Below are 23,582 nucleotides of genomic sequence, written 5' to 3' on the forward strand. Positions count from 1 at the left end.
TGGGACAAAGCCGGGCACGGAACCGGGTGAAAGACAGCCGCACGGGGCATGACCGGGTTGACCGATCCGGACCGCGAGCCACGCCGAGCGGCCGCGTAACCGGCCCGGACCCGCTCGTCGCACACATCATGAGGAGCCGCCTGATGTCCGACTTCGTACCCGGACTCGAAGGAGTCGTCGCGTTCGAGACGGAGATCGCAGAACCCGACAAGGAAGGCGGCTCGCTCCGCTACCGCGGTGTGGACATCGAGGACCTGGTCGGTCAGGTGTCCTTCGGGAACGTCTGGGGTCTGCTGGTCGACGGTTCGTTCAACCCCGGTCTGCCGCCCGCCGAGCCGTTCCCGATCCCCGTGCACTCGGGTGACATCCGGGTCGACGTGCAGTCGGCGCTGGCGATGCTCGCCCCCGTCTGGGGCCTCAAGCCCCTCCTCGACATCGACGAGGCGACCGCCCGCGACAACCTCGCCCGCGCCGCCGTCATGGCGCTCTCCTACGTCGCCCAGTCGGCGCGCGGCCAGGGCCTGCCGATGGTCCCGCAGCGGGAGATCGACAAGGCGGAGACCATCGTCGAGCGCTTCATGAAGCGCTGGCGCGGCGAACCCGACCCGCGGCACGTCAAGGCCGTCGACGCCTACTGGACGTCCGCGGCCGAACACGGCATGAACGCCTCGACGTTCACCGCCCGCGTCATCGCCTCGACCGGCGCGGACGTCGCCGCCGCGCTGTCGGGGGCGGTCGGCGCGATGTCCGGCCCGCTGCACGGCGGGGCGCCGTCCCGGGTCCTCGGCATGATCGAGGAGATCGAGCGCACGGGCGACGCGACGGCGTACGTCAAACAGGCCCTGGACCGCGGCGAGCGCCTCATGGGCTTCGGCCACCGCGTCTACCGCGCCGAGGACCCCCGCGCGCGCGTCCTGCGGCGCACGGCCAGGGAGTTGGCCGCGCCCCGCTTCGAGGTCGCCGAGGCACTGGAGAAGGCGGCCCTGGACGAGCTCCACAACCGCCGCCCGGACCGGGTGCTGGCCACGAACGTCGAGTTCTGGGCGGCGATCGTGCTGGACTTCGCGGAGGTCCCGGCGCACATGTTCACGTCGATGTTCACGTGCGCCCGCACGGCGGGCTGGAGCGCGCACATCCTCGAACAGAAGCGGACGGGCCGCCTGGTCCGCCCCTCGGCCCGCTACGTCGGCCCCGGCCCCCGCAACCCCCGCGAGATCTCCGGCTACGCCGACATCCCGGCGGTGCGGAACTGAAGTCCCCTCCCCCGGGCCCGCGTCGCGGGTCCGGGGGTTTCGCGTGGGCCGGGCCTCAGCGGACCGCGGCGGCCGGGGCCGGCGCCGCGAGCAGGCAGCCCTGCAGGGCGACGCGGAGATGACCCGGTACCGGCTCCGCCGCAACGACCGGGCACCCTCGGGCTGCCGGTCCGCGAGGACGGCCTCGGCGAAGGCCCGGTCGACCGGTGCGCTGATCACGACAGGCACGCGCACCATGACAACGCCGGAGCACCCCCGACCGCGCCCGTCATCCCCCGGCGCCGTGCGGTTCCGCTCCCTCCGGTCCGGGGGGCGGGGTCCGCAGCATGTCGTCCAGGACGTCCGACCAGTGGGCGACCACGCGTTCGCGGCGGGCGCTGTCGTCCGTCAGGAGGTTGGCCAGGCCCATGCCGCGGGCCATGTCCAGCACGCCCTGGACCGTCTCCCGTACGCCCGGGCGGCTCTCGTCCGCCCCGAGGAGTTCCGCGGTCATCCGGTGTACCTCCCGGCCCACCCGGGCCTCCAGGTCCGTCACCCGGGCGCGCAGCGGCTCCTCGTTCGCGGCGACGACCCAGAGCTGGAGGGCCGCGCTGAAGAGGGGGCCGGTGAAGACGCCGACGAGTTCGCGGACGACCGCGTACGTGCGGGCGGGGCCGGCGATCAGGCCGGCCGGGGCGAGGGCGGCCCGCAGGGCGGCCGAGCGCTGTTCGGCGACGTACTCGACGGCCGCCGTGAACAGGTCCTCCCGCGTACGGAAATGATGCTGCGCGGCGCCCCGCGACACCCCGGCCCGCTCCGCGACCACGGAGACCGTCGAGCCGGCCCAGCCGTGCTCCGCGAGACACTCCACGGCCGCCTCCAGCAGCCGCTGCCGGGTGACGCGGCTGCGGTCCTGCTTGGGCACGCTCACCGGACCCATGCGGGATCCCTCCGCTCCAGGAACGCCGTCATGCCCTCGCGTGCCTCCGGCGAGGCGAACAGCCGGGCGGACTCCTCGGCCAGCGCAGCCGTGTCGCGGTCGAGGGCGCGCCGCACCTCGGCCGTCACCAGCCGCTTGGACCCGGCGAGCCCCTGCGGCGAACCGCGCCGCAGCCCGTCCAGCACCGGCGCGAGCACCTCGTCCGGCTCGCCGGCCAGCGTGACCAGGCCGATCCGGGCGGCCTCCGCCGCGCCGAAGCGCTCGCCGGTCAGGAAGTAGCGCGCGGCCGCGCGGGCGTCCAGCCGCGGCAGCAGCACCATGGAGATCACCGCGGGCGCCAGCCCCAGCCGGGCCTCGGTGAAGGCGAACGAGGACTTCTCGCCCGCCACGGAGATGTCGCAGGCCCCCAACAGCCCCAGCCCACCGGCCCGGACGTGCCCGTCGGCGACGGCGACGACGGGCTTGGGCAGCTCCACCACCGCGCGCAGCAGCCGGACGAGCCCCAGCGGGGCCGACGCGTCCGATCCCGCCTCGCTCAGGTCGGCACCGGCACAGAAGGTGTCACCGGTGTGCGTCAGGACGACGGCCCGGACACCGGGGTCCTCCGCCGCCTCGGCGAAGGCGTCGTGCAGCTCACCGACGAGCCGTGCGGAGAGGGCGTTGCGATTGTGCGGGGAATCGAGCGTCAGGGTGGCTATCCCCTGCTCATGGGAACGGCGGACGAGCATCGGGCAACTCGATTCTTCTCAGTAGGACTTGGGGAGTCCGAGCGTTCGGTGCGAGACGTAATTGAGGATCATCTCCCGGCTGATCGGCGCGACCCGCGCCACCCGGGACGCCGTGATCAGCTGCGCGAGCCCGTATTCGGTGGACAGGCCGTTGCCGCCCAGCGTGTGCACGGCCTGGTCGACGGCGCGCACGGCGGCGTCGGCGGCCGCGAACTTCGCCATGTTCGCGGCTTCCCCCGCACCGGCGTCGTCACCGGAATCGTAGAGATACGCGGCCTTCCGCATCATGAGCCGGGCGAGCTCGATCTCGATGTGCGACTGCGCGAGCGGGTGCGCGACGGCCTGGTGCGCGCCTATGGGCTCTTTCCACACCTGTCGCGTACGGGCGTATTCCACGGCGCGGCCCAGGGCGTACCGTGCCATGCCGAGGGCGAACGCGGCGGTCATGATGCGCTCGGGGTTGAGCCCGGCGAAGAGCTGGAGCAGACCGGCGTCCTCGTTCCCCACCAGGGCGTCGCCCGGCAACCGGACGTCGTCCATGACCAGCTCGAACTGCGCCTCGGGCGAGGCGAGTTCCATGGGGATCCTCCGGAACGAGAAGCCGGGCGTCTCCCGCTCGACGATGAAGAGGCAGGGTTTGAGCTTGCCGGTCCGCGCGTCCTCCGTACGCCCGACGATCAGGGTGGCGTCGGCGACGTCGACTCCCGAGATGAAGACCTTCCGCCCGCCCAGCACCCATCCGTCACCGTCCCGGCGGGCGGTCGTGGTGATGCGGTGCGAATTGGAACCGGCCTCGGGCTCGGTGATGCCGAAGGCCATCCGGAGCGCGCCGGAGGCCAGTCCGGGCAGCCATTTCCGCTTCTGCTCCTCCGTGCCGAAGCGGGCGATCACGGTGCCGCAGATCGCGGGCGAGACGACCATCAGCAGAAGCGGACTTCCGGCGGCGCCCAATTCCTCCAGGACTATGGAGAGTTCCGAGATGCCGCCACCGCCGCCCCCGTACTCGACGGGCAGATTCACACCCAGATATCCGAGCCGGCCGGCCTCCGCCCACAGCTCGTCGGCGTGCTTTCCCTCGCGTACGGCCTGGGCAATGTATTCCCGCCCGTAGCGCCGCCCGAGCGCGGCGACGGCGGCGCGGAGATCGGTGTGTTCCGTGCTCTCGACAAGGGTCATGGCGTCGGCTCCTCGGTGACGACGGCGAGCAGGGCGCCGACCTCGACCTGACGACCGGGGACGGCGTGCAGGGCGGTGAGCGTGCCGTCGGCGGGCGAGACGACACGGTGTTCCATTTTCATGGCCTCGATCCACACCAAAGGCTGTCCGGCGCGCACGATTTCACCGACGGCGAGGCCCTCGGCGAGCCGCACGACGACACCGGGCATGGGCGCGAGAAGGGAGCCGGGGGCAATCTGGGTGCGGGGCTCGGGAAAGCGCGGCAGGGCGACCAAGGTGTGCGGGCCCACGTGCACGCGGTCGCCGTACGCGGCCACCTCGTACGCGCGGCGGATGCCGTCGGCTTCCAGCACGACTTCCGTGGGGCGGGAACTCAGCAGCCTGACGCGCGGGAATTCCTCCGCCACCAGACCGTCGCGCCCGATCCGGTAGCGGACCTCGATCTCTTCTCCGCCGGGCTCGGTGCGATAGCGCTTGATCTGCGGCTGAGAAGGGAGATTGCGCCACCCGCCCACGTGCCGGGGCACAGCGGGAATCTCCGCCGCCCGCCGCGCGGCGGCATCGGCCAGCGCGGCGACCAAAGCGGCGGTCCGTACGGCGCCGGCGTCCTCGGCGGCGGTGAGTTCGGGCAGATACCGTTCGAGGAATCCCGTGTCCATCTGCCCGGCGATGAACTCCGGGTGGCGCAGCGAGCGCACGAGCAATTCCCGGTTGGTCACGAGACCGTGGACGCGGGCACGCTCCAGCTCGTGGGCGAGCCGCCGCGCGGCCTCGGCCCGCGTGGGGGCCCAGGCGATGACCTTGGCGAGCAGCGGGTCGTAATGCACGCTGACGGCATCGCCGTCCTCGACACCGGAATCGACGCGAAGAATTCCACCGGCCGACGAGGGGGCGGCCGCCCCCACCGACAGGCACTGGACCACTCCGGTCTGCGGCAGCCAGCCGTTCGCCGGGTCCTCCGCGTAGAGCCGCGCGGAGACCGCGTGCCCGGACGCCACCGGCGGCTCGCCCAGGGCGATTCCCTCCGCCACCCGGAATTGCAGGGCGACCAGATCCACGCCGTATACGCATTCGGTGACCGGATGCTCCACCTGCAAGCGGGTGTTCATCTCCAGGAAGTACGGCCGCCCGTCCCGCCCCACCAGGAATTCGACGGTGCCCGCGCCCACATACCCGATGGCCCGTGCCGCGTCGACGGCGGCGACCGAAAGGGCGGACCGCAGTTCTTCGGGGAGGAACGGCGCCGGTGCCTCCTCGATCACCTTCTGGTGCCGCCGCTGGAGCGAGCAGTCGCGGGTGCCCATGGCCCACACGGAGCCGTGCGCGTCCGCGAGCACCTGCACCTCGACGTGCCGGCCGCCCTCCACATACGGCTCGACGAAGACCTCGCCGTCCCCGAACGCGGACAGCGCCTCGGCGCGGGCGGAGGCCAGGGCGCCCTCGAATTCGGCGAGCTCGCGCACCACCCGCATGCCGCGCCCGCCGCCGCCCGAGGCGGCCTTCACGAGCACCGGCAGATCGGCTTCGCAGACCTCGGCAGGATCGAGAGGCGAAAGCAGGGGCACCCCGGCGGCGGCCATCAATTCCTTCGCCCGGGTCTTCGACGCCATGGCCTCGACGGCGGCCGGTGACGGGCCGATCCACACAAGACCGGCGTCGGTGACGGCGCGGGCGAACTCCGCGCTCTCGGAAAGGAATCCGTATCCGGGATGCACGGCGTCCGCTCCGGCGGCGAGCGCGGCATTGGCCACGAGATCCCCGCGCAAATACGTGTCGGAGGCGGCCGAACCGGGCAGCCGCACGGACGCGTCGGCCTCCCGTACGTGCCGTGCGGAGGCGTCGGCGTCGGAATGCACGGCGACCGTGGTGATCCCCAGCTCACGGCAGGTGCGGAAGATCCGGCAGGCTATCTCGCCCCGATTGGCGACCAGCACGGAATGAATGGTCACGAGAGCCCTCACATCCGGAAGACGCCGAAGCCGCCACGCGCGCCCTCCACGGGCGCGGAGTGCACGGCGGAAAGGCAGAGCCCCAGCACGGTCCGCGTGTCGCGCGGATCGATGACGCCGTCGTCGTAGAGCCGCCCCGAGAGGAACATGGCCAGCGATTCCGATTCGATCTGCCGTTCCACGGCGGCCCGCAGAGCGGCGTCGGCCTCGTCGTCGCAGGGCTGTCCTTTCGCCGTCGCGGCGGCGCGGGCGACGATCGAGAGCACACCGGCCAGCTGCTGCGGGCCCATGACGGCGGATTTCGCGCTGGGCCACGCGAAGAGGAAGCGGGGGTCGTACGCCCGCCCGCACATGCCGTAGTGCCCGGCTCCGTACGAGGCGCCCATGAGCACCGAGAGATGCGGGACCCGGGAATTGGAGACGGCATTGATCATCATCGATCCGTGCTTGATGATGCCGCCCTGCTCGTACTCCTGGCCGACCATATAGCCGGTGGTGTTGTGCAGGAAGATCAGCGGGGTGTCGAGCCGGTTGGCCAACTGGATGAATTGCGCGGCCTTCTGGGACTCGGCGCTGAAGAGGACACCCTGCGCATTGGCCAGCACCCCCACCGGATATCCGTACACCCGGGCCCACCCGGTCACCAGGCTGGGCCCGTACAGCGGCTTGAACTCGTCGAAGTCGGAGCCGTCGACCACGCGGGCGATGACCTCGCGGGGATCGAAGGGCACCTTCAGGTCGCCGGGCACGACCCCCAGTAATTCCTCCTCGTCGAAGACGGGCGGCTCGAATGCGGTCGAACCGCCCTCAGCCTTACGCCAATTGAGCCGCGCGACGACCCGCCTAGCCTGGCGCAGCGCGTCGAGTTCGTCGACCGCCAGGTGATCGGCGAGCCCGGAGACCCGCGCGTGCATCTCGGCGCCGCCCAGCGCCTCCTCGTCCGCGTCCTCGCCGGTCGCCATTTTGACCAGCGGCGGCCCGCCGAGAAAGACCTTGGCCCGGTCCTTGACCATGATGACGTGGTCGGACATCCCGGGGATGTACGCGCCACCGGCCGTCGAGTTCCCGAAGACGACAGCGACGGTCGGGATGCCGGCGGCGGACAGCCGGGTGATGTCCTTGAACAACGCGCCGCCGGGGATGAAGATTTCCTTCTGGCTGGGCAGATCGGCGCCGCCGGATTCGACGAGCGCGACGCAGGGCAGGCGGTTCGCGCGGGCGATCTCATTGGCGCGCAGGATCTTCTTCAGCGTCCAGGGATTGCTGGCGCCGCCCCGTACGGTCGGGTCGTTCGCCGTGACGAGGCATTCCACACCCTCGACCACACCGATGCCGGTGACGACGGACGCCCCCACCGCGTAATCGCTCCCCCAGCCGGCCAGCGGCGAGAGTTCCAGGAAAGGCGTGTCGGGGTCCAGGAGCAGTTCGATGCGCTCGCGGGCGAGCAGCTTGCCGCGGGCACGGTGCCGGGCGACGTATTTCTCCCCGCCTCCGGCGAGCGCTTTCGCGTGCTCCGCGTCGAGTCCGGCGAGCTTGGCGAGCATGGCCTCGCGGGCGGCGAGGTATTCGGGGCCGGCGACATCGAGCGCGGAGGCCAGGGTGGTCACAGCAGCGTCTCCGGTATCTCCAGGTGCCGTGCGCGCAGCCACTCGCCGAGTGCCTTGCCCTGCGGGTCGAAGCGGGCCTGGGAGGCGACGCCCTCGCCGAGGATGCCGTCGATGGTGAAGTTCAGCGCGCGGAGGTTGGGCAGCGGATGCCGCTCGACGGTGAACCGGGCGCATTCGGGGAGGAGTTCGCGCAGCCGCTCGACGGTCAGCTCGTGGACGAGCCAGCGCCAGGCGTCGTCGCTCCGGACCCACACGCCGATGTTCGCGGACCCGCCCTTGTCGCCGCTGCGCGCACCGGCGATCGTCCCGAGGGGGACGCGGCGGGTGGGGCCCGCGGGCAGGGGCGGGGGCAGCGGCGGGGACGGCAGCGCCGCGAGTGCGCCGGCCTCCGGCCCGGCAGCCGGGGCGGGCCCGGCCGGCTCGTCCTCCTGGTGACCGGCGCCCGAGCACGCCGGGATCCGCAGCCGCGTCCCGTCGGGGAGCACCGCCACGTGCCGCACCGCGTACGCGTCCACATACGCCGCCTCGAAGACGCCGTACGGCATGCTGTTGCCGGGCGGGGCCGTGACGTGGAAGCCGGGATAGCTGGACAGCGCGAGCTGGATCGCCGCGCTGCTCACGGCCCGGCCGACCACCTCGGGGTCGGGGTCGCGCACGACGAGCCGCAGCAGGGCGCTCGCCTCCTCCTGCACGGAGGCGTCGGCCCGGTCCGTGCGGGCGAGGGTCCACTGGACCTCCGCCGGGCGCCGCCGGGCGAGGGCCTCTTCGAGCTGCTCGCGGACGAGGGACGCCTTGGCCTCGATGTCGAGGCCGGTGAGGACGAAGACGACCTCGTTGCGCCAGCCGCCCACGCGCGTGAGGCCGGTCTTGAGGGTCGGCGGCGGCGTCTCGCCCCGCACCCCGCTGATCCGCACCCGGTCCGGCCCGTCGTCCGTGAGCCGCACGGTGTCGAACCGGGCCGTGACGTCGGGGCCGGGGTAGCGCGGGCCCGCGGTCTCGTAGAGCAGTTGCGCGGTGACCGTGCCGACGGTCACCGCGCCGCCCGTGCCGGGGTGTTTGGTGATGACCGCGGAGCCGTCCGCGTGGATCTCGGCGATGGGGAAGCCGGGGTGGCCGACGCCGCGCGACCCCGATATCTCGTGGAAGAAGGAGTAGTTGCCGCCGGTCGCCTGGGCTCCGCACTCCAGGACGTGCCCGGCGACGACCGCGCCCGCGAGCCGGTCGAGATCCTCGGCGAGCCAGCCGAAGTGCGCGGTCGCGGGGCCGGTGACGAGCGCGGCGTCGGTGACGCGCCCGGTCACCACGACGTCGGCGCCCGCGCGCAGGCAGGCGGCGATCCCGGCGCCGCCGAGATAGGCGTTGGCGGTGAGCACGCCCGGCCCCCAGTCGCGGTCGGCGAGCAGGTCGTCGCCCTCGACGTGCGCGACCCGCACGGACACCCCGACGCGGTCGGCCAGCGCGCGGATCTCGTCGGCGAGCCCGGAGGGGTTGAGCCCGCCCGCGTTGGCGACGAGCTTCACCCCCCGGTCGACGGCGAGCCCGAGCCCCTCCTCAAGCTGGCCGAGGAACGTCTTGGCGTACCCACGCCGGGGGTTCTTGAGCCGGTCCCGGCCGAGGATGAGCATGGTCAGCTCGGCGAGATAGTCGCCCGTGAGCACGTCCAGGGGGCCGCCGGTGAGCATCTCGCGCAGGGCGTCGAAGCGGTCTCCGTAGAAACCGGAGGCATTGCCGACGCGGAGCGGGGAGCGGACCCCGCTCATCCGTAGGTCCTCGGCTGCCTCGACGGGGTTGACCACCGCGTACTCCTCTGGGACAGGTGATGTGACGAACGGTTGCGCCGACCCCCGTGCCTTTGGCGTTGCCGCCGCCCTGAGGTTCCCAGCCGCCGGATAAACAAGCAAGCGTGCTTGCCTTTATTTTCCTTGCTGCTTACGGGAGTTGCCTGTGTGGCAATTGATAGGCGGCGCTCCGCCGGGGGGCGGGCCGGTGGGTTGGCGCCTGCGGCGGGCTTGTTCCCCTACCCCGCCCCTTCCCGGCCGCGTCTGATGTGCGGCTCCGCCGCGTGGGGGGGGCGCTGCCCCAGACCCCGATGCGCGGGCCGGTGGGCGCCTGCGGCGGGCTTTTTCCCCTACCCCGCCCCTTCCCGAAACTGGGGCTCCGCCCCAGACCCCGAGCTGCGGGCCGGTTCGCCGCCCGCGGCGGGAGCGCCCTGCGGGCGCGTCCTCAAGCTCCCCCAGCTACCTCCCCCAGACTCCGTCCGGGGGTGCCCCCAGAGGTGCCCCCAACGGGCTGAAGACAAAAGCATGGCGGACCCGGGCTGGAACGAGCGCCCCGGACGGGCGAAAGGAAAAGCGTGGCGCCACCCATAACCCGCACTCACCCTCCGGCGGGAGGGGGTGGGGTCGGAGGGTGGGGTTCTGGAACGCGGTGCGACTTCACGGCACTCAATACGAGGCACGGCGCCCGCACCGCGTTCCAGGTCCCCAGCCCGGAGGCGCCGCCCCCGCACCCACCACAACCCCAGCCCGGCCGGCGTTTGAGGCCGCTCGCCGCAGGCGCACACAACCCGCACAAGACATCGGACCCGCACCCAGCCCGGCCGGCGACTGAGGCCACTCCACCCCACCCCAGCCACAACACACCCGCCCACAACCCCCCGCACAAAAATCTCACCCGCTGGACCCCCCACAGCCCCCAGCCCCCATACCGCTACCCTGCACCCGTGGCTGATATCCAGATCCCCGCTGACATCAAGCCCGCCGACGGACGCTTCGGCGCGGGCCCCTCCAAAGTGCGTACGGAGGCGCTCGGCGCCCTCGCGGCCACCGGGACCTCGTTGCTCGGGACGTCTCATCGCCAGGCGCCGGTCAAGAACCTGGTGGGCAGGGTGCGGGACGGCGTCCGGGAGTTGTTCTCGCTGCCCGAGGGCTATGAGGTGATCCTCGGCAACGGCGGGTCCACCGCCTTCTGGGACATCGCGACGCACGGGCTCATCGAGACCAAGTCGCAACACCTCTCCTTCGGCGAGTTCTCCTCGAAGTTCGCGAAAGCGGCAAAGCTCGCACCGTGGCTGGCCGAGCCGACCGTGATCTCGTCGGAGCCGGGCACGCACCCGGAGCCGGAGGCCGAGGCGGGGGTCGACGTCTACGCCTTCACGCACAACGAGACGTCCACCGGTGTCGCCGCGCCCGTCCGGCGCGTGGCCGGCGCCGACGCGGGCGCGCTCGTGCTGGTGGACGCCACGTCCGGCGCGGGCGGGCTGCCCGTGGACATCGCCGAGAGCGATGTCTACTACTTCGCCCCGCAGAAGTCCTTCGCCTCGGACGGCGGGCTGTGGCTGGCCGCGTTCTCCCCGGCGGCCCTGGAGCGCGCGGCGCGCGTCCACGCGTCCGGCCGGCACATCCCCGAGTTCTTCTCGCTGCCGACCGCGATCGACAACTCGCTGAAGAACCAGACGTACAACACCCCCGCCCTCTCCACCCTCTTCCTGCTCAACGAGCAGTTGGAGTGGCTCAACGGGCAGGGCGGCCTGGACTGGGCGGTCGCCCGGACCGCCGACTCCTCCTCGCGGCTCTACGCCTGGGCGGAGAAGTCGCCGTACGCCTCCCCCTTCGTCACCGACCCGGCCAAGCGGTCGCAGGTCATCGGCACGATCGACTTCTCCGACGAGGTGGACGCGGCGGCCGTCGCGAAGACGCTGCGGGCGAACGGCATCGTGGACACCGAGCCGTACCGCAAGCTGGGCCGCAACCAGCTGCGCGTGGCGATGTTCCCGGCGATCGAGCCGTCGGACGTCGAGGCGCTGACGGTCTGCGTCGACTACGTGATCGAACGCCTCTGACCCACCCCGTTCCTGGGAGGCGCCGCAGGCGACGAACAGCCTCCCAGGAACGCCACCTTCGGGTGAATCCGCACCATTTCCTCTTGTAAGGCCGCACCCGCGCCGCGAGCATGCGCACACGGGCGGCGGTCACGCGTCCCCACGGCCGTCGTCATCCGCTCCACCCTCCCGGAGGAGGCGCGTCGATGGACGTCCCACCCGACTCTCCCGTACCCACTCCGAACTCCGGCCAGGAGCCGTCCGCCCCGCCGTCGGACGAGCGCGAGGCCTTCCGCCGTACGGCCGGCCTCCAGAGCGACGAGCGCGCCGAACTGGCCTTCCTGGCGAGCAAAGTGCACGTGGCGCGTACGCACCCCACACTGAGCCTGGCCGAACGGCAGGCGTCGCTGGCCGAGTTGGCCGACCGGCTCGGCGAAGGAGCGCTCGGGCTGCGTGACCGCGCGGACGGCCCGACGCCAGGCGGCGTCGGCTACGGCGTCTTCTACAACACGCCGTTCAAGACCGGATTCGCCCAGGGCACTTCCCTCTACTGGGAAGTCATCTGCCCGACCTCGCCCGGCGGAAATGTCGATACGTGGCTCTATCTCACCGCCATGAACAGGGCGGGCAAGGGCCTGGAGGCATTCGTCTCCTATCACGCCCAGGACGCTCCGCGCTTCAAGGTCTTCGACTGGGCGCGCGACGACCACTGGCAGATCGACATTCCGTGGTCGTCGCTGGGCGCGTATCTGATGACCAGGTCCGCGCACGGCCAGAACTACCAGGTGTTGGGTATATGGAACAGCACCTGGCAGCTCTCGCCCGGAAGTTGGCGCAATCAGGCACTGCTGTGGAATCAGGCCGCCCAGCGGTACGACCTGATCTATCAGTACGACTACGCCGCCGCGCTGGCCGATCAGACCGGAGGCTGGATCGGGTCCTGGGCACCGATCGTCGAGACCTTCCAGCCGTCGTACAGCCACACCAACCGCTTCGGCGCGCTCCGGACGATGCTGATCACCCGGGACAGCGGCGGCACATGGGGCTCCTGGCAGCTGCTGAGCAGCGCGGACAGCTATATCCGCACCGACAACACGGGATTCCGCACGGTCTTCCTCGACCCGGACTACGCCTTCGCCGTGGAGAGCTGAGCCCCTCGATGTCCCAGCCACCCGGACCACCACGCGACCGCGGACCGGACGAACCGGAACCGGAGGAGCCGGCGCCGGTCGCCGACCTACGGGAGGATTTCGCACACGAAACCGCCCGTGCGCCACGGGACCGCAAGGCGGAACGCGCCTTTCTGCAAAAGAAGATCGAAACGTTACGCGCCGACCGGACGCTCCCCGCCTCCGAAAAGGAGAAGACCATAGCCGCACTGCTCCAAGAACTGGCCCGACTGCCGGAGGAGAACCCCGGCAGCGGCTCATAGCCGCCGCGTCCCCCTCCGTTCCGCCCCGCCGACCGGTGCGCCGGGGGCGCCGGAGAGCCCGGTCGTGGCCGTCGAGGCGACGCGCCCGGGATGAAGCTCCAGGCTTCCGCATTCGCTTCGCCCCGACGCGGCGTAGCGTCGAAGGCATGAGCAGCGAGCACTTGGGCGATCGTGTGTACCGGCTCCGCCGGACGGCCGGCCTCACCCAGGAGGGGCTGGCCGGGCGGTCGGGTGTGTCAGTGGACGTGGTGCGCAAGCTGGAGCAGAAGCGCAAGAGCTCCGCACGGCTGCCGACCCTCCATGCCCTCGCCGAGGGGCTGGGAGTCGAGGTCACCGCGCTGTTGGGCGATCCGCCCGCCGTGCCCTCCACCGGGGAGGCCGAGCCACCCGCGCTGGTCGCCCTGCGGCGCGCCATCATGCCACCGCTGTTCGCGCCGCCCGTCGAACCGAGCGGGGTGGAGGCCCTGTCGCCTCCCCTGCTCCGGGCCGAGATCGCGGCAGCCTGGACGCTGTACCACTCGGCGGCCTTCGGCCAGGTGATGGAGATGCTTCCGGGCATCATCGCCGACGCTCGCCTCGTCTCCGCCATCGGGAGCGCCGGCCAACGTGCCACCGGGCAGGGTGCCTTGGCCAAGGCGCTCCAGCTGGGCGGCCATCTGGCCGTCAGGCTGGGCAAGACGGACCTGGCCCTGTCGAGCCTCGAACGCGCCCTCACCGCTGCCGACGCCTCGGACGACCCCCTGCTCGCCCCAATGATCTGCGGCTCGGTGGCATGGGCGTACCAGCGCCAGAACCGGCTGGCCGACGCCGGGAGCCTCGCGGTCCACGCTGCCGACGGAGTGGAGCGCGGTCACCTCCACCGCGCGGAAGGCGTACGTGTCTGGGGCGGACTGCTCATGTCCGCCGCCACCAGCGCCGCCCGCTCCGGTGACTACGACACCGCGAACGACATGATGCGCACAGCCGAACGCGCCACCCATCGTCTGTCCAGCCTGCCGCCGCCCGCCGACAGCAAGCTGGTGAGCGTCTTCAGCAAGTCGTCCGTACGGATCGAACGCGTACGCCTGGCCGTCCAGCACGCCCGCCCCGAAGAAGCCCTGCGGCTCGCGAGCGGCATGCGGCTGAGCGCGGACACTCCGCTCTCCTGGCGCACCTGGCTCCTGCTGGACGTGGCCCGGGCGTACGCGGACACCGGCGACGCGCGGGGTGCCACCGACGCGTTGACGAAGCTCCATCGCCTCGCCCCCGCCTGGATGCGTCACCACACTCTGGCCGTGGCGATCGTCCAGGACCTCCGGGCCGACGCCCCGGGAACCCCGGGGCTGCGCAAGCTGGCCGACTTCCTGAGCATCGCCGATTAGCGCAGCGAAACTAGGACGTTACGCCCCTGGGACATCAGGGCCCATCGCGAAAGCCTTGGGTCATGGGGGCACGCAACGCCCGGTCCGCAGAAGGAGCGTCAACATGCGCAGTTTCATCTCCCGGTGGTTCGCACGAGTACGGGCATCATTCGCGCCAGGAACACCGGGATTTGACGGACGCGCCGACGACGCCACCCCCGTAGCGCCGTCGGTATCCACTCCCGGCCTTCCGAGCGCGTGCCGCTCACGCGCGCCGCAAGACGCCCCGGGCGAAACCTACCTATGGGTGACCGCGCACGGCATCGACCTCAAGCCACGCCATCGGCCACCCGCGCCCCAGAGCGTGCCGGTCGTCGGGATGTTCGTCGTGGACACCGTCACCGGAGGCGCCGGAAGAGTAACGGCCGTGGACGGCAACGGAATGATCAGCATCGAGCACCCCAACGGCCACACCTGGCGCTCCTGCACCGTCCGCCCCGCCGACCGCGTGGAGCGGCTCAACCTCCTCGCGGCGGACGCCGTCGCCGCGCAGCGCACCATCCAGTGGTCGGACGGCCAGAGTTAGGCGGCCGGAGACCATGCGCCTCGACTGGGCCACCCTCCCCGCAGCCGTACGGGCCGCGATCGAGCAGCGAAGTGGACCCGTGCGGGCCGTCCAGGACATCCCGCAAGGAATCACCTGCCGGTTCGCCGCGACGCTGCGCGCCCCCTCCGGATCCGTCTTCGTCAAGGGCGTGCCCCTCGGTGACGAGCAGGGGCGGGCGGCCCAGGCGCGGGAAGTGGCCATGAGCGGCGCCGTACCCGACACCGTCGGGACGCGGTTCCTGTGGCAGGTGGTGGCCGGCGGCTGGGACGTGGTCGGGTTCGCGTGGGTGGACGGGCGCCACGCCGACCTCTCGCCCGGGTCCGGTGATCTGCCGCTCGTCGCGGACGTCCTGCGCGAAGCGCAGACGCTGCGCGCCCCGGCCGGTCTGCCGCCCCTGGCCGACCGTTGGCCTCATCTCGGCCGCGCCGCCCGCGCCTCGCTGTCCGGGGAGACCTTGCTGCACACGGACACCAACCCGCACAACCTCCTGGTCGGTCCGGAGCGGGCCTGGCTGATCGACTGGGCGATGCCGGCCTCCGGGCCCGCCTGGGTCGACGTCGCGTACACAGCGGTACGGCTGATGGAGAGCGGCCACCTTCCCGGCGACGCCCTCGCCTGGGCCCGGACCTTCCCCTGCTGGCGTGCCGCGGATCCGCGCGCGGTCGCGGTGTTCGTGGGGGCGACGTGCCGGCAGTGGTCGGCCAGGGTGGGGGTACGCGGCGCCCGCGCGAGCAACGACCGCTTCGCCGCGCTGCTGTGACCGCGTCCCCCACCGCCCGCCGGGGCCGTCAGCCGGTCTGGAGCACCGACAGGACGTTGCCCGCCGGGTCGGTGAACCAGGCGATCTGCGGGCCGCCGGCCCGGGCGATGCCCTTCTCGTCCTGGTGGAAGCCCGAATAGCGCTCGAAGGTCACGCCGCGGCGGCCGAGTTCGTCCACAGCGCTGTCGATGTCGTCCACACGGAAATTGAGCACGGTGAACGACGCCGGGGTGTGGTTCTCCTTGGGGTAGATCATGACGACCCCGCCCCCCGCGAGCCGGAGCGTCACCAGAGTGTGGCCTTCCATGGACTCCTCGGACAGCCGCAGGCCGAGCGTCTTGCCGTAGAACTCCTTGGCGCGCTCGGTGTCGTTCACCGCGAAGCTGCTGAAGGCTTCGGTGTCCTCGAACATGGGCCGTGTCCTTCCCTCGTACCGCGTGGCTGACCAGCGGTACGAGTCTGCTGCCCGCGCGCGGGCACCCCGCGCCCGAACCGCGGCCGCCCGGCGGAATGGCCGTGCCGATTCCCTCCGGCGGAGGAGGCGCGCCCATGCGGGATGATGGGGGGCATGCGGATCATGTTCGTCGGCGACTCCATGACGATCGGTAGCGCCGGTGACCTCACCTGGCGCTACCGCATGTGGCAGCACCTCAACGCCTCCTACGGCGGCCCGTACCGGATCGTCGGCCCGCGCAAGGAGCTCTACGAGCCCGCCGCCGACGCGCCCGTCTCCCTCGACTACGGCGACCCCGGCTTCCCCGAGCGCGCCCGGGCACACCTCGCCGGGTGGGGCGAGGGCTGGCAGCACATGGCGCCGCTGATCAAGGACGCCGTACGGGCCGGGAAGGCCGACACGCTGCTGATCTCGCTGGGCCTGATCGACCTCGGTTTCTACACCGACGCCGAGCAGACCACCGAGAACGTCCGCCGCTTCGTCGCCGGGGCCCGCGAGGCGAATCCGCGCGTACGGGCCGTGCTGATGCCCGTCATCCCCAACGTACGGGCCCTGGCCGACCCCGCCTTCGCGGCCGAGGTCGAGCGGTTCAACGAACTGCTCGGCAAGACGGTCGCCGACCTCGACGCACCCGGCTCGCCCCTGCTCCTGGCCTCCCACCCCCGCGACTGGGATATCGACACCGACACCTACGACGGCACGCACCCCAACGCCTCGGGCGAGCACCGCATCGCCGCCGCGTTCGCCGACGCGATGCACCAGGCGTGGGACGTGGGCGGCCCGTACGCCGGCCGCCCGTAGGACCTCCCGTAAAGACGTACGGGCCCGCGACTCACGCGGGTCACCCTTGATCGGAGCGCACTCGAAGGCGTTGGCTGGTGCCATGGAGTACACGCAGCTCGGACGCACGGGGCTCAAGGTCAGCCGCATCGTGCTGGGGACGATGAATTTCGGTCCCCGGACGGACGAGGCCGAAAGCCACGCCATCATGGACGCCGCGCTCGACGCCGGCATCAACTTCTTCGACACCGCCAACGTCTACGGCTGGGGCGAGAACAAGGGCCGCACCGAGGAGATCATCGGCACCTGGTTCGCCAAGGGCGGCGAGCGGCGCGACAAGGTCGTCCTCGCCACCAAGCTCTTCGGTCACATGGGCCCCGACGGCCCCGTCTGGCCCAACCGCGACCGCCTGTCCGCCCTGAACATCCGCCGCGCCGTCGACGCCAGCCTCAAGCGGCTGCAGACGGACCACATCGACCTCTACCAGTTCCACCACGTCGACCGCCGCACGCCGTGGGACGAGATCTGGCAGGCCATGGACGTCCTGATCCAGCAGGGCAAGATCCTCTACGTCGGCTCGTCGAACCACGCGGGCTGGCACATCGCGCAGGCGAACGAGGCGGCCAGGCGCCGCAACGCGCTCGGCCTCGTCAGCGAGCAGTGCCACTACAACCTCGTCGAGCGGCGCGCCGAGATGGAGGTCATCCCTGCCGCCGAGGCGTACGGCCTGGGTGTCATCCCCTGGTCGCCGCTGGGCGGCGGCCTCCTGGGCGGCGTCCTGCGCAAGGAGCGCGCGGGGGGCTCGGGGCGGTCGGTGGACGCGCTCGCGAACACGACCGTCCGTGACCGGATCCAGTCCTACGAGGACCTCCTCGACAAGCACGGCTTCCCGCCGGGGGAGGTGGCCCTGGCCTGGCTCCTCACCCGCCCCGGGGTGACCGGGCCGATCGTGGGCCCGCGCACCTCCGAACAGCTCGCGTCCGCGCTGCGGGCCGTGGAGCTCCATCTCTCCGACGACCTGCTCGCGTCCCTCGACGAGATCTTCCCGGGACCAGGGCGGTCGCCGGAGGCGTTCGCCTGGTAGGCGCCTCGGGGGAACGGGCCCGCGGCGAATGTCTGTGGCGGGCTTGTTCCCCACCCGCCCTCCCCGCTGCACCTGATGCGCGGCTCCGCCGCGTGGGGGCACGCGCCCCAGCCCTCGACTGCGGGCCGGTGGGCGCCTGCGGCGGGCTTTGTTCCCCTACCCCGCCCCTTCCCGGCTGAATCTGACGTGCGGCTCCGCCGCGTGGGGGGCTGCCCCAGACCCCTGGCCGCCGGGCGGGTGGGCGCCTGCGGCGCTTGTTCCCCTACCCCGCCCCTTCCCGAAACTGGGGCTCCGCCCCAGACCCCGACCTGCACGCCCGATGCCGCCTGCGGCGGGAGCGGCCTGCGGCCGCGTCCTCAAACTCCCCCAGCTACCTCCCCCAGACTCCGTCCGGGGGTGCCCCCAGAGGTGCCCCCAACGGGCTGAAAACAAAAGCATGGCGTGCCCTGAAGCGTGATGTTGCTCTCCGGCGGGAGGGGGTGGGGTCGGAGGGTGGGGTTCTGGAACGCGGTGCGACTTCACGGCACCCAAAACGCAGAACGGCGCCCGCACCGCGTTCCAGGTCCCCAGCCCGGAGGCCCCACCCCCGGCACCCACCGCACACCCAGCCCGGCCGGCGATTGAGGCCGCCCGCCGCAGGCGCACACAACCCGCACCCAGAAACGCACAGCAAGCCCCCACCCCGGCCAAAATTCACCGCACGGCAGCCACCACAACCACCACAACAAGCATCACAACAAGCACACCGCTCATGATCCGGTTTCTGGTCTTAGGGTCCACCCCATGAGCCTAACCGCCGTCCCGGACCGCTCCGGGACGGCCCAGTTCCCACGCGGCCACCGTCTCGTAACGCGGCCGCTCACCAGGCACACCGGAAGCCGGGAGGCGGCTGCGGACGAGTTCCAGGCGGTCGACGGTCCACGGCGTGCCGGCGAAGTCCGCGAGGGCCTCCGCGTACGGGCGCAGGTGGACCGGGCCCGCGGCGCGGGCGAGGGTGAGGTGGGCGTGGAAGTCGTGGGTGCTGTCGACGGCGACCCCGGCGCGGCGCGCCCCGGCGGCGGTGGAGCGGGCGAGGTCGCGGAGCACCGTACGCTCGCCCTCGGCGCCGACCCACAGGATGCGGTCGCCGAACCGCCCGCCCCCGGCGAACCGCAGCTCGTGCGGCGGATGCCGGTGCGCCGCACGGGCCAGCCGCTCGGTGAGCTCCGGCAGCAGCGCCTCGTCGACCTCGCCGAGGAAGGCGAGGGTGAAGTGCCAGGTGCCCGGCTCGGTCCACCGGAGGTGCTCCGCGCCGGGCAGCGAGTGCAAGGGGGCGACGGCGGCCGCGAGTTCCGCGACGACCTCCGGCGGCGGGTTCACGGCGGCGAAAAGTCGCATGGGGTCAGTGTCCCTCCCCCGGTCACCGGACGGGCTCGGGAGAAGCCCGTCCGGTTGTGAGGGCGCCGGCCGGCGAGCCGCACCCGTCAAGCGGCGGCCGTCAGGACGGGCGCCGCTTCCTTGGGGACGAACGCCACGTGCGGACGGCCGTGACGCAGATCGATCTTCAGGCGGAGTCCGCCGACCCGGGCGAGGACCACGCCGACGCCGAGGGCGGCCAGCATGGAGACCGCGCCGCCCGCGCAGAAGCCGATCCGGGCGCCGTACGCGTCGGTGACCCAGCCGACCAGGGGCGCGCCCAGCGGCGTGCCGCCCATGAAGACCATCATGAACAGGCTCATGACCCGGCCCCGCATCGCGGGGTCCGTGCCGAGCTGGATGCTCGAGTTGGCGGTGACGTTGATCGTCAGGCCGAACATCCCGATCGGCACCAGCAGCAGTGCAAAGATCCAGAACTCGGGCGCGAGCGCGGCCGTGATCTCCAGCAGGCCGAAGAGCAGGGCGGCGCCGACGAGCAGGCGCAGCCGCGAGGTGCCGCGCCGGGCGGCGAGCAGGGCACCGGCCAGCGAGCCGGCGGCCATCAGGGTGTTGAGCAGGCCGTAGGTGCCGGCGCCGGCGTGGAAGACGTCGTTGACGTACGCCGTCAGCCAGATCGGGAAGTTGAAGCCGAAGGTGCCGATGAAACCGACGAGGACGATGGGCCAGATGAGATCGGGGCGCCCGGCGACGTAGCGCAGGCCCTCGCGGAGCTGGCCCTTGCCGCGGGGGGCGCGGTCGACCTTGTGGAGCTCGGAGGTGCGCATCAAGAGCAGCCCGGCGACCGGGGCGATGAAGGACAGCCCGTTGAGCAGGAAGGCCCAGCCGCTGCCCACGGCGGTGATCAGCACGCCGGCGACGGCGGGGCCGACGAGGCGGGCGGACTGGAAGTTCGCGGAGTTGAGGCTGACGGCGTTGCGCAGGTCGTCCGGCCCGACCATCTCGACGACGAACGCCTGCCGGGCCGGGTTGTCCAGCACGGTGACGAGGCCGAGCGCGAGCGCGGTGAGGTAGACGTGCCAGACCTGCACGTGCCCGCTGAGGGTGAGGACGGCGAGCACGAGGCCCGTGACGCCCATCGCGGCCTGGGTGATGAGGAGCAGCCGCCGTTTGGGGCACCGGTCGGCGATGACGCCGCCGTAGAGGCCGAGCAGCAGCATGGGCAGGAACTGCAGCGCCGTGGTGATGCCGACGGCGGTGGAGGAGCCGGTGAGGCTGAGGACCAGCCAGTCCTGGGCGATGCGCTGCATCCAGGTGCCGGTGTTGGAGACCACCTGGCCGGTGGCGAAGAGCCGGTAGTTACGGATCCTCAGCGAGCTGAAGGTGCCGCCCTTGGGCTTGGGCAGGGCGGTGGTGCGTATGTCTTCGGGGGTGTTCGGTGCGGGTGCGGAGTCTGCTCCGGGTCCCGTACTCAAAGTGGGTTCGCCTCCTCACTTGTGTGGGTGTTACAGGTGCGCGAGCTTCTCCAGCACGGGCGCGGCGGCGCGCAGCGTCGCCCACTCGTCCTCGTCGAGCCGCCCGACGAGTTCACTGAGCCAGACGTTGCGCTTGCGCCGGCTCTCCTCGAGCATGGCCTCGGCCCGCTCGGTCTGGGTGACCACCTTCTGGCGGCGGTCCTCGGGGTGCGGCTCCAGCCGGACCAGGCCCTTGGCCTCGAGCAGGGCGACGATGCGGGTCATCGACGGAGGCTGCACGTGCTCCTTGCGGGCGAGCTCGCCGGGGGTCGCGTGACCGCAGCGGGCGAGGGTGCCCAGCACCGACATCTCCGTGGGGCTGAGCGACTCGTCGACCCTCTGGTGCTTGAGCCGACGCGACAGACGCATGACACCGGAGCGCAGGGAGTCCACCGCTGCGGTGTTGTCTTGAGTGGCGTTGTCCTGAGTGCCTGGGTCCGACATGTTCCTTAGGTTAACTCATTACCCGCGCTAAATAAAGCGGGGCGGCAGGGGCGCTCGGGGCGGGACGGGGGCGTCCGGCAGCAGGGGGCCGTGGGGCGGGATCCGCGCGCCCCGTCACGCTACGGCCGCACGCGTCGCCGCCAACCCCGCCCGTACGCGCGAAGCGGCCGGGTGCGCGTCGCACCCGGCCGCTCCTCGCGCGGAATCCGCGCCTACTTCACACCCAGCATCTGCTCGATCGGGTTGAGCAGGAAGTAGACGAGGAAGCAGAGCCCGACCACGTTGAGCAGCCAGGGGATCTCCCGCGTCCGCTTGTCGGCGATCCGCAGCAGGATGAAGGCGAGGACGCCGATGCCGATGCCGTTGGTGATCGAGTACGTGAACGGCATCGAGATGATCGTCAGGAACGCGGGGATCGCGATCGTGAAGTCGCTCCAGTCGATCTCCTTGACGTTGGCCGCCATGATCAGGAAGCCGACGACCAGCAGCGCGGGCGTGGCCGCCTGCGAGGGGACGATCTTGGCGAGCGGGGTGAAGACGAGGGCCAGCAGGAAGAGCCCGCCGGTCATCAGGTTCGCGAGACCCGTGCGGGCGCCCTCGCCGACGCCGGCCGTGGACTCCACGAAGCAGGTGTTGGCGGAGGCCGAGCCGAGACCGCCGCCGGCGACCGCGATGCCGTCGACCATCAGGATCTTGCCCATGTTGGGCAGCTGACCCCGCTCGTCGGTCAGCCCGGCCTCCTCGCCGACGCCGATGATCGTGCCCATCGCGTCGAAGAAGCCGGACAGCAGCACGGTGAAGACGAACAGGCAGCCGGTCAGCCAGCCCACCTCGTGGAAGCCGCCGAAGAGGCTCACGTGACCGATGAGGCCGAAGTCGGGGGTGCCGACGACGTTGTCCGGCACCTGCGGGACGCTCAGACCCCAGTTGGCGTCGGGGATCGTGGCCAGCGAGTTGATGATGATCGCGACGAAGGTCATCGCGACGATCCCGATGAGGATCGCGCCCCGGGTCTTGCGCACGACCAGGATGAACGTCAGCGCCAATCCGATCGCGAAGACCAGCACCGGCCACCCGTGCAGCTGCCCGCCCTCGCCGAGACCCATCGGCACGGTGGTGTGCGCGCCGTCCGGGTTGCGGGTGACGAAGCCGGAGTCGACCAGGCCGATCAGCGAGATGAACATGCCGATGCCGATCGCGATCGCGCGCCGCAGGCCGCCGGGGATGGCGTCCATCACGCGCTGCCGCAGACCGGAGGCGACCAGCACCATCAGCACCAGGCCGGCCAGCACGACCATGCCCATCGCGTCGGGCCAGCTCATCTTGGGCGCGAGCTGGAGCGAGACGACGGCGTTGATGCCGAGCCCGGCGGCGCAGGCGATCGGCACATTGCCGATCACACCCATGAGCACGGTGGAGAGTCCGGCCATCAGCGCGGTGGCCGTGACCAGCTGACCGTTGTCGAGCTGGTGCCCGAACTTGTCGTGCCCGGCCCCGAGGATGATCGGGTTCAGCACGATGATGTACGCCATCGCGAAGAAGGTGGCCAGGCCACCGCGCAGCTCACTGGAGACGGACGAGCCCCGCTCCGTGATCCGGAAGTACCGGTCGAGGACGGAGCCCCCGGACGCGGGGGACGGCGGCTGCTGGGCGTCGACCGGGGAGGTGGCCGAGGAGGGCATACGAGACCTCAGTCGGTACGGGCCTGGGGAGAGGCGGGGGAGACAGCGGACGAACAAAAGGATCTTGATTGGACGATCAAACGAAAGAGCCTCATCAGATCCGGTTCGATTCAGTATGAATAAACAAACGCGGAATTGCTATCTCCGCGCGTAGACCCCTATAGGGCAAGGGCCTCCCTCCCGGCGCGCCGGGCCGCACGGACTAGTCTTTGCGCCATGACGAAGTGGACACCCAGGCACGAGGCACCGGAGCCCCTGGAGGGGCCCGTCGTCGCCACGATCACCGGCGGCACGATCCTGTGGTTCGTCCTCTTCCTCGTTCAGCTGCCGTTCTACGGCTGGTTCCAGGACCACGGTCATCTGTGGTGGGTGTGGACGTGTGCGGCCGGCGGGGGCCTGGGGCTGATCGGTATCTGGTACGTCCGGAGGCGGGACGCGGCGATTCGCCGGCATGCGGCGGGTGTGGGCCGGAGCTCCGAAGCGCCTCAGCTCTGACCGGGCCCCGTCACCGCCTGCGGCGGGCTTGTTCCCCAACCCGCCCCTTCCCGAACCGGGGCGCGTGCCCCAGACCCCCGGCTGCGGGCCGGTGGGCGCCTGCGGCGCTTTCTTCCCCTACCCCGCCCCTTCCCGAAACTGGGGGCAAGCCCCCAGACCCCCGAACCGCGCTCCGCGCGGTGTCC

20 protein-coding genes are annotated in these 23,582 nt (G+C 71.6%); 9 read left to right on the forward strand and 11 right to left on the reverse strand.

Features of this window, described 5'->3' with window-relative positions:
* The first annotated feature begins 143 nt into the window (after positions 1-143).
* Positions 144-1,253 (forward strand): citrate synthase 2, encoded by a 1,110-nt coding sequence (locus tag ACFY1P_RS31860; RefSeq protein WP_361530943.1) that lies wholly within the window; start codon positions 144-146, stop codon positions 1,251-1,253.
* Positions 1,254-1,521: 268 nt separating this feature from the next.
* Here the strand turns inward: ACFY1P_RS31860 and ACFY1P_RS31865 are convergent, their stop codons facing one another.
* Genes ACFY1P_RS31865 through ACFY1P_RS31890 form a run of 6 tightly spaced genes read right to left on the reverse strand, consistent with a single transcriptional unit; the run spans position 1,522 to position 9,392 of the window.
* Positions 1,522-2,172, reverse strand: coding sequence for a TetR/AcrR family transcriptional regulator (locus ACFY1P_RS31865; RefSeq protein ID WP_390752585.1), 651 nt, complete (start codon positions 2,170-2,172; stop codon positions 1,522-1,524).
* The gene (locus ACFY1P_RS31870) at positions 2,160-2,900 is read right to left on the reverse strand and encodes an enoyl-CoA hydratase family protein (RefSeq protein ID WP_390752586.1); all 741 of its coding nucleotides are present in this window, start codon (positions 2,898-2,900) and stop codon (positions 2,160-2,162) included. Before ACFY1P_RS31870 ends, ACFY1P_RS31865 begins: the two co-directional genes overlap by 13 nt.
* Positions 2,901-2,918: 18 nt before the next feature.
* Positions 2,919-4,076, reverse strand: a complete 1,158-nt coding sequence (locus ACFY1P_RS31875; protein ID WP_390752587.1) for an acyl-CoA dehydrogenase family protein — start codon at positions 4,074-4,076, stop codon at positions 2,919-2,921.
* Positions 4,073-6,025, reverse strand: coding sequence for an acetyl/propionyl/methylcrotonyl-CoA carboxylase subunit alpha (locus tag ACFY1P_RS31880; RefSeq protein ID WP_390752588.1), 1,953 nt, complete (start codon positions 6,023-6,025; stop codon positions 4,073-4,075). Before ACFY1P_RS31880 ends, ACFY1P_RS31875 begins: the two co-directional genes overlap by 4 nt.
* A gap of 8 nt (positions 6,026-6,033) precedes the next feature.
* Positions 6,034-7,632, reverse strand: a complete 1,599-nt coding sequence (locus ACFY1P_RS31885) for an acyl-CoA carboxylase subunit beta (protein WP_390752589.1) — start codon at positions 7,630-7,632, stop codon at positions 6,034-6,036.
* The gene (locus ACFY1P_RS31890) at positions 7,629-9,392 is read right to left on the reverse strand and encodes an acyclic terpene utilization AtuA family protein (protein WP_390752595.1); all 1,764 of its coding nucleotides are present in this window, start codon (positions 9,390-9,392) and stop codon (positions 7,629-7,631) included. The genes ACFY1P_RS31885 and ACFY1P_RS31890 overlap by 4 nt, the downstream gene beginning before the upstream one ends.
* A 962-nt stretch (positions 9,393-10,354) precedes the next feature.
* Here ACFY1P_RS31890 and serC point away from each other — a divergent pair.
* The 5 genes from serC to ACFY1P_RS31915 all read left to right on the forward strand — a co-directional run bounded on the left by serC (position 10,355) and on the right by ACFY1P_RS31915 (position 15,591).
* Entirely contained in the window at positions 10,355-11,473 is a 1,119-nt protein-coding gene (serC, locus tag ACFY1P_RS31895) for a phosphoserine transaminase (RefSeq protein WP_361533276.1), read from the forward strand.
* A gap of 185 nt (positions 11,474-11,658) precedes the next feature.
* Positions 11,659-12,603: a hypothetical protein gene (locus ACFY1P_RS31900; RefSeq protein ID WP_390752590.1), complete on the forward strand. Its 945-nt coding sequence runs from the start codon at positions 11,659-11,661 to the stop codon at positions 12,601-12,603.
* A gap of 427 nt (positions 12,604-13,030) precedes the next feature.
* Positions 13,031-14,245: a helix-turn-helix transcriptional regulator gene (locus ACFY1P_RS31905; RefSeq protein WP_361533267.1), complete on the forward strand. Its 1,215-nt coding sequence runs from the start codon at positions 13,031-13,033 to the stop codon at positions 14,243-14,245.
* Positions 14,246-14,531: 286 nt separating this feature from the next.
* The gene (locus tag ACFY1P_RS31910; protein ID WP_361533264.1) at positions 14,532-14,810 is read left to right on the forward strand and encodes a hypothetical protein; all 279 of its coding nucleotides are present in this window, start codon (positions 14,532-14,534) and stop codon (positions 14,808-14,810) included.
* A 13-nt stretch (positions 14,811-14,823) separates the two neighbouring features.
* Entirely contained in the window at positions 14,824-15,591 is a 768-nt protein-coding gene (locus ACFY1P_RS31915; protein ID WP_390752591.1) for a phosphotransferase family protein, read from the forward strand.
* Between the two features lie 28 nt (positions 15,592-15,619).
* On the opposite strand, the gene ACFY1P_RS31920 is transcribed toward ACFY1P_RS31915, so the two are convergent.
* Complete coding sequence (locus ACFY1P_RS31920) at positions 15,620-16,003, reverse strand: VOC family protein (RefSeq protein ID WP_390752592.1); 384 nt, start codon at positions 16,001-16,003, stop codon at positions 15,620-15,622.
* A 156-nt stretch (positions 16,004-16,159) separates the two neighbouring features.
* On the opposite strand from ACFY1P_RS31920, the gene ACFY1P_RS31925 reads away from it, so the two are divergent.
* Both ACFY1P_RS31925 and ACFY1P_RS31930 read left to right on the forward strand, forming a co-directional pair.
* Positions 16,160-16,846, forward strand: a complete 687-nt coding sequence (locus ACFY1P_RS31925) for a GDSL-type esterase/lipase family protein (RefSeq protein ID WP_361533255.1) — start codon at positions 16,160-16,162, stop codon at positions 16,844-16,846.
* An 82-nt stretch (positions 16,847-16,928) separates the two neighbouring features.
* Positions 16,929-17,909 carry an aldo/keto reductase gene (locus tag ACFY1P_RS31930; RefSeq protein ID WP_390752593.1) on the forward strand — a complete coding sequence of 327 codons (981 nt, stop codon included), beginning with the start codon at positions 16,929-16,931 and terminating at the stop codon, positions 17,907-17,909.
* A 789-nt stretch (positions 17,910-18,698) separates the two neighbouring features.
* Here ACFY1P_RS31930 and thpR read toward each other — a convergent pair.
* The 4 genes from thpR to ACFY1P_RS31950 all read right to left on the reverse strand — a co-directional run bounded on the left by thpR (position 18,699) and on the right by ACFY1P_RS31950 (position 22,902).
* Positions 18,699-19,286, reverse strand: coding sequence for an RNA 2',3'-cyclic phosphodiesterase (gene thpR, locus ACFY1P_RS31935; protein WP_361534792.1), 588 nt, complete (start codon positions 19,284-19,286; stop codon positions 18,699-18,701).
* Between the two features lie 86 nt (positions 19,287-19,372).
* Positions 19,373-20,737: an MFS transporter gene (locus ACFY1P_RS31940; RefSeq protein ID WP_361534789.1), complete on the reverse strand. Its 1,365-nt coding sequence runs from the start codon at positions 20,735-20,737 to the stop codon at positions 19,373-19,375.
* A gap of 30 nt (positions 20,738-20,767) precedes the next feature.
* Positions 20,768-21,220: a MarR family transcriptional regulator gene (locus ACFY1P_RS31945; protein ID WP_361534786.1), complete on the reverse strand. Its 453-nt coding sequence runs from the start codon at positions 21,218-21,220 to the stop codon at positions 20,768-20,770.
* Between the two features lie 212 nt (positions 21,221-21,432).
* Entirely contained in the window at positions 21,433-22,902 is a 1,470-nt protein-coding gene (locus ACFY1P_RS31950) for an NCS2 family permease (RefSeq protein ID WP_361534783.1), read from the reverse strand.
* Positions 22,903-23,118: 216 nt separating this feature from the next.
* On the opposite strand from ACFY1P_RS31950, the gene ACFY1P_RS31955 reads away from it, so the two are divergent.
* Entirely contained in the window at positions 23,119-23,397 is a 279-nt protein-coding gene (locus ACFY1P_RS31955) for a DUF2530 domain-containing protein (protein WP_361534780.1), read from the forward strand.
* Positions 23,398-23,582: the final 185 nt, after the last annotated feature.

The sequence above is a fragment of the Streptomyces sp. NPDC001407 genome (assembly GCF_042895325.1).
In the GTDB taxonomy this organism is placed as follows: domain Bacteria; phylum Actinomycetota; class Actinomycetes; order Streptomycetales; family Streptomycetaceae; genus Streptomyces.